This is a genomic window from Pelistega indica, assembly GCF_000506865.1.
In the GTDB taxonomy this organism is placed as follows: domain Bacteria; phylum Pseudomonadota; class Gammaproteobacteria; order Burkholderiales; family Burkholderiaceae_B; genus Taylorella; species Taylorella indica.
On record NZ_AYSV01000027.1, the window covers coordinates 1 to 5,645 of the forward strand.

Below are 5,645 nucleotides of genomic sequence, written 5' to 3' on the forward strand. Positions count from 1 at the left end.
TSAGTACAGACCTTCCAATGGGATGCGCATAACCAATTACGGCAGAGTGGATGGCAAGGTGGAGCTCGGGAGAGCTTACGCACGGAGTACCTCTATGATGCGTTTGGGCGACGTATAGCCAAGCGAGTGGAATCGGGAGAGCATCATCGGGTGGTCAGCCAAACGTTGTATGACTGGGAGGGGTTAAGTATTGCCTCTGAAGAGCCGTTGCGCACAGCCAATGCAACGAATCTTTCTACGACACAGGGAGTCGCACTAGCCAGAGATGTGCAGTACGTATATGAAGACGGTAGCTTTGTTCCGTTAGCCCAGTATATCAATAGCAGCACAGGCGAGACAGAGCATATTAGCCCGATGGCATGGGGGGCTGAGTCGGCTCCACGAGAAGCCTCAGCCTCTCCCCCTAAACTATATCACTATGTGTGTGACCAGATAGGCACGCCGCAACTATTGCTGAACCAATCCCAAGAGGTGGTGTGGGAGGCCGAGTCCAAGGCATGGGAGAGACCTATGTGGAGCCTAGAGAGGTGAAAGAGGGTGTGGTGAATAACCACCGTTTCCAAGGGCAGTACTATGATGAGGAGAGTGAGCTACATTATAATACGTTTAGGTATTATGACCCAGAGCTAGGACGCTTTATCAGCCAAGACCCGATCGGCTTGATGGGAGGGATTAACCTCTATCAATACGCCCCGAACCCGGTGGAGTGGGTGGATCCGTGGGGGTGGATTAATGAGTTTGGTATTGCCCCTTATAAGAGCAAACTTCATGTTGGTGATGGTTTTGAGGCACATGAACTATTACAAAATGCATGGCTAAAAAATAATGGTCATATTTCGAAACGAGGTCAAGGAATTTCAAGACAGAATCCGGCAATTGCCTTGGAACCTGATATGCATAGACGAATAACTCAATTACAGAACACAGATCCTAATTTGAGAAATCTTACTAATCAATCAGTAATGGATAATATTAATATAAATACTAAACACACGGAACAAGGAATTTATGATGCTTTAGTTGTAGATAGAGGCTGGGATCCTAAAGATGCAAAGACTTTTGCATCAGAAAAAACAAAGGCGTTGCGCGATAGTGCAATGGAGTTTGTTGAAGAAAATGCACTTTGTGGTTAAAAATTAATAAGTGTTTAATTAAGGAATATGTTGAAATGTATACTTTACAAGATTTAAAAATAGCTTTTGAAAATGTAGGATTAACTAAACTCTTTGAAGAAATGCAACATTATGCCAAAAACAGTATCGTAATTGAACTAAATGGTGAAAGTGATGAACAGGTAATTGGCGCATCACGTTTTGGTGGAGATCCTGATTTGCCAGCCGAACTGGAATGGTTTAATAATGAGGAGAGCGGTGCTCCGTTAAATTTTGTGGCGCAACTAAATTGTGCAGATTTGACGCCATTTGATCAGGATAATAAGTTACCCACACATGGGATTTTGTATTTTTTCTATGATGTAGATGCCTTTCTATGGGGCTTTGACCAGAAGGATTATGTAGGTAGCCGAGTGTACTTTTACGATGGTTCATTTGAAAATTTAGAAACTAGACCTTGTCCAGCTGGAATTAAACGATTTACACCTTGTACACTTACTTTTTCTAATCAAATTGATTTACCAGAATACAGTAGTCAGTTGATACAGACTACATTATCAGATGATGAGTATGAACGTTATCTGGATTTGCAGGAGTCATTGGAACTGGTGGTGGATAATAAGCTTTTAGGACACTCTAATAATATCCAAAACGGTATGGAGTTGCAGTGTGAGTTGGTAAGGCATGGTATTTACTGTGGTTCATCTGCTGCATACCATGATCCACGAGTGCCAGAGTTGGCGCCAGGGAGACTTGATTGGCAATTATTATTTCAGATAGCCAGTAATGAAGAGACAGATATGAAATGGGGAGATGATGGGAATCTTTATTTCTGGATTCGAGCAGAAGACCTTAAAGCAGGTCGTTTTGATTACGCTTGGCAGATTTTACAGTCTTACTAATTGATTGTTTCATTCGTATAACCGTAATTATGGTGAAACGGGTGAACATCATCGGTTGGTTAGCTAAGCCCTGTGAGGCAAGGAGGGGTTAAGCATCACCTCCGAAACGAATTTCTCTACAACCCAGAGCTAGGACGCTTTATCAGCCAAGACCCGATAGGGTTGATGGGTGGGATAAATGTGTATCAGTATGCGCCGAACCCAGTAGAGTGGGTGGATCCGTGGGGATTGGCGAAGATGGGGTGGTATCAATATCTTAAGAAAGCGAAAGATGGCTTACAGGCACATCATTTAAATCAAAATGCAGCTTTTAAGCAATGGATTCCTCAAAAGCGGGGTGCTTCAATTAAATTAAAAGGAAATGCATTTTTTGATAGAGGATTAGACCATTATGTGGTTCATCAAGAATTAGAGAAGTTTTGGAATCAATATCGTAAGGGAGGAGTAAAGTATGGAGAGAATCCGACAGTGGCAGATTATAATGATGCAATGAAGTCAGCGTTGTGTAAAACTTCATTATCAACAAAAGAGGTAGATAAGGCAGTAGATTCTGCCATGAGAAATCAACGTCAATTTGGTGTTAATCCTGAAATGGTATTTGGAAGGATACCGAGAAGAATTTATCAGAGATAATTCTTGGTAAAGAGAGTAAATATGAACAAAAATATTATTCAAGAGTTTGAAAAAACACTTTATGTTTCAACTTGGCTTAGTCAAGCAGGAAATAAGAAAAAAAAACGTAGAAACTGTGTTTAAAGTAGAACCAGTTAATAGTCAAGCAAAGCTTTATCGGTTGTTAAAATCATTGAATTGGGATGGTATATATGTTGTCGCAAGCAATAAATTACGGGGACAGACAGAAGAATTTTGTTCTGTGGATGAACGAGAAAATATAGGTAAACTGTTTAATATGCTAGCTGCTGAAGGCCGAGAAATTAATAATAGGTATAAAGAACAATTGATTATTCAAATGGAAACAAAGGGCTTGAAAGAAGAGGTTTTAGCAGATTTACAATGGATAGTAGTACGCGCTCTACAAGAGTATTATTTTACGAGATTAGTTCCTCAAATCAATGCCGATTTCTACACAAATTTATTATCAATAGTAAATCAAGCTATATGCCCTGTGGATGGAGTAATAATCCCCCAGAAGATAGAAATGAATTAGCTCCTTTTGATTATGGTGCAGCATCATTGTACGTGTATTAGTATATTGAAATATTTGTTAATGAGAAAAGAAATGACGGATATTGAAGAAAGTAGATTGTCTCAATTGATTCGCCAGAAGATTGTCGAAAGTTATCAAGATATCCGGCAAATGGTTGGGACTGAACATATCTATGTATTCGCTATCGGATATTCACACTTTCATGGAGTGGGTTCTTTTATGTGTGCTGCAAATACGATAGAAAATCTTACAGATAGTCTTCTTCAGGAGCCCGACGATATTTCACCAGAATTGGTGTGGTCTGTAGTTGAATGGCCATATAACTCAGCCCCTCCTTCTAATGAGTTAAATGAGTTAGTAAACAATTTAATGGCAGATTGCGAGGGCAATATAAATGAGAGTGCTGAATATCTGCTTTTAAACGAACAGATTGAAAGATGTCTAATTCAGAGTCTGTTGGAATTTAAAAAAGGTAGTTTTTTTTTCAGCTTAGATTTAAACAAATTATCACCTATTTTATTTGTGTCAAGAGATTGAGTGTTTTAATGAAGAGCTTTTTTTTCAATCTTTGTCGCTGTTAAATGACTTGTCTGAGTATCAACCATTTTGGAAGAAAACAAATAAAGAAGTGCTTATGTATATTGCACAGACAAATATTAATATGTAGAGGTTTAGAGTAAATTAGACAGGCTTCCCGTTATAACGAAGCAGGTCGGGTTCAGGCGAGGATTGATGCACTGAATCATGAGGTGGTATATCGTTATGATCCACTGGGTCGATTAAGTCAATTACTCAATGAAAATCAAGACCGCTATACGTTTGCCTATGATCCACAGGGTCGTTTAGTACATGAGCAAGTGTTTCAGCAGAAAAAACTAGTCATGCTATTCAAAAAGGATGTGAGTGATGAATTATCAGCCTATACTTTATAGTCATTTTCTATTTCATAATTGGTATGAAAAAATATTTTATATTTTTTCATCCGGCACAACAGACGATTATTATATTCCTAAAAATAGGATTCAAGGTTATGCACATTTGGAAAATATCCCAAATGAGTGTGTTTTTCCTAAGATTACTGCGTTATCAGTAGAGTGCGCGGAGTATGACTCTATTGAAAAACTTCCTGATTGGGTATACCAGTTAGAAAATCTTGAAGCTCTATCAATTCCATGCAGTATGCTAAAAGATGAAAAGTTCATAAACTCTGGAGTGTTTAATCAATTAAAAACCTTGGTTATAAACAGGTTGTTAGGGCTTGAGAATCCAAAAATATTATTAGATGGTGGCCGTTTGGGAAATATTATAAATTTATTTATAAATTTTCCTACATGTCAAATAATAAATACCTCTGAAATGAAAAAAATTAAGTCATTTTCTATGGATTTAGAAGATAACAACATTTTTGATTTGAGAGCTATTGAATTTTTAGGTTATCTTGATTTCTTAAAATTTCAAAATATTCCTGCAAAAGTGACTTTATCCAACCTTTCTGATATTAACTTAAAGGGGTTGGTAATAATTAATTCGTTAAATAAGAAACAAAATCTATTGTTACTGATTAATAAGCATAAGTTAAAACATTTGCTCTTAAATAATTGTTTATCAACTTTAGATTTGAAGGATATAGACGACTTTTGTGAGCTAGAAGAGTTGATTATTCAAAACTGTAAGAAAGTTACAGGATATGAAAATATATCCCAGATAAAAACCTTGAAATATTTGGAATTTTTGAATTGCAAACCTGTTATGACTATAGAGGAAAAAAATAAATTATTGGAAATGAATTTGAACTTTTTTAAGAGTGTTTAATTGGGAGAGGACGTACTAACAGCCAATAAAAAATCCGGTTTGGAAATTATCTAGCATTTTTGTATTCAACAGGAAATTAAGGAAATTAAGGAAATTTTAAAATGTTTTTTCAATAAACCGTAGATATCTAATAATAAAAAGATTAGGTTAACAAGGTAAATATTAACTCCTTTCTACCCAGAGCAGGGACGCTTTATCAGCCAAGACCCGGATAGGGTTGATGGGTGGGATAAATGTGTACCAGTATGCGCCGAACCCAGTGGAGTAGGTCGATCCGTGGGGATTGGTGAAATACAATCCTATACAAGTTTTAGGTAGAAAAATATATCAAAATGGAATGGATTTTGGAGGAGGCATACCTACTTATGTCGATCCAATCGTAGGAAGAACAAATCCAGCAGTACAAAAATTACTTGATAATGGAGCATCAAACTATGATTTAATGCGTAGAGGCTATGCACCTATCGGTGTTGATGGGAAACAAATAAATTTACATGGTAATACTCCCCTAAAATCGAAACACCGATGAGTGGAAAATTTCGTTAAACTATTTGTTAAATTTAAAGGAATTTTTCATGCGTAGAAAACAATTTACCGAGCGACAAATCTTATCTATTCTTAAACAGCATGAGAGCGGCGTGAGCTGTTGCT

At 37.2% G+C, this 5,645-nt stretch carries 7 protein-coding genes and 3 pseudogenes; all 10 read left to right on the forward strand.

The window, feature by feature from the left end; translation table 11 throughout:
- Window positions 1–531, forward strand: a 531-nt coding sequence (locus V757_RS17700; protein ID WP_173391497.1) for an RHS domain-containing protein, incomplete at its 5' end; no start/stop codon positions are given.
- Window positions 532–542: 11 nt separating this feature from the next.
- Window positions 543–728 (forward strand): annotated as a pseudogene (locus tag V757_RS29840) (RHS repeat-associated core domain-containing protein); the annotation flags it as partial.
- A 440-nt stretch (window positions 729–1,168) separates the two neighbouring features.
- Window positions 1,169–2,014, forward strand: a complete 846-nt coding sequence (locus V757_RS0113335; protein ID WP_023949579.1) for a YwqG family protein — start codon at window positions 1,169–1,171, stop codon at window positions 2,012–2,014.
- Window positions 2,015–2,131: 117 nt separating this feature from the next.
- Window positions 2,132–2,248 (forward strand): annotated as a pseudogene (locus V757_RS29845) (RHS repeat-associated core domain-containing protein); the annotation flags it as partial.
- Window positions 2,249–2,693: 445 nt separating this feature from the next.
- A complete protein-coding gene (locus tag V757_RS17705; RefSeq protein ID WP_147628832.1) occupies window positions 2,694–3,182 on the forward strand; it encodes a hypothetical protein in 489 nt (162 codons plus the stop codon).
- 72 nt (window positions 3,183–3,254) lie between these two features.
- Window positions 3,255–3,719: a DUF4303 domain-containing protein gene (locus V757_RS17710; RefSeq protein ID WP_023949582.1), complete on the forward strand. Its 465-nt coding sequence runs from the start codon at window positions 3,255–3,257 to the stop codon at window positions 3,717–3,719.
- Window positions 3,720–3,931: 212 nt separating this feature from the next.
- Window positions 3,932–4,114, forward strand: a complete 183-nt coding sequence (locus V757_RS17715) for an RHS repeat domain-containing protein (RefSeq protein WP_023949583.1) — start codon at window positions 3,932–3,934, stop codon at window positions 4,112–4,114.
- Window positions 4,089–4,994 (forward strand): hypothetical protein, encoded by a 906-nt coding sequence (locus V757_RS17720; protein ID WP_023949584.1) that lies wholly within the window; start codon window positions 4,089–4,091, stop codon window positions 4,992–4,994. The genes V757_RS17715 and V757_RS17720 overlap by 26 nt, the downstream gene beginning before the upstream one ends.
- A 177-nt stretch (window positions 4,995–5,171) precedes the next feature.
- Window positions 5,172–5,259: pseudogene (locus tag V757_RS29850) on the forward strand (RHS repeat-associated core domain-containing protein); the annotation flags it as partial.
- A 21-nt stretch (window positions 5,260–5,280) separates the two neighbouring features.
- Window positions 5,281–5,523, forward strand: a complete 243-nt coding sequence (locus V757_RS17725; RefSeq protein WP_023949585.1) for an HNH/ENDO VII family nuclease — start codon at window positions 5,281–5,283, stop codon at window positions 5,521–5,523.
- Window positions 5,524–5,645: the final 122 nt, after the last annotated feature.

Excerpts from the sequence above, each read along its gene's own strand:
- V757_RS0113335 (WP_023949579.1), top strand. The coding sequence starts at position 1,169 with ATGTATACTTTACAAGATTTAAAAATAGCTTTTGAAAATGTAGGATTA.
- V757_RS17710 (WP_023949582.1), top strand. The coding sequence starts at position 3,255 with ATGACGGATATTGAAGAAAGTAGATTGTCTCAATTGATTCGCCAGAAG.
- V757_RS17720 (WP_023949584.1), top strand. The coding sequence starts at position 4,089 with ATGAATTATCAGCCTATACTTTATAGTCATTTTCTATTTCATAATTGG.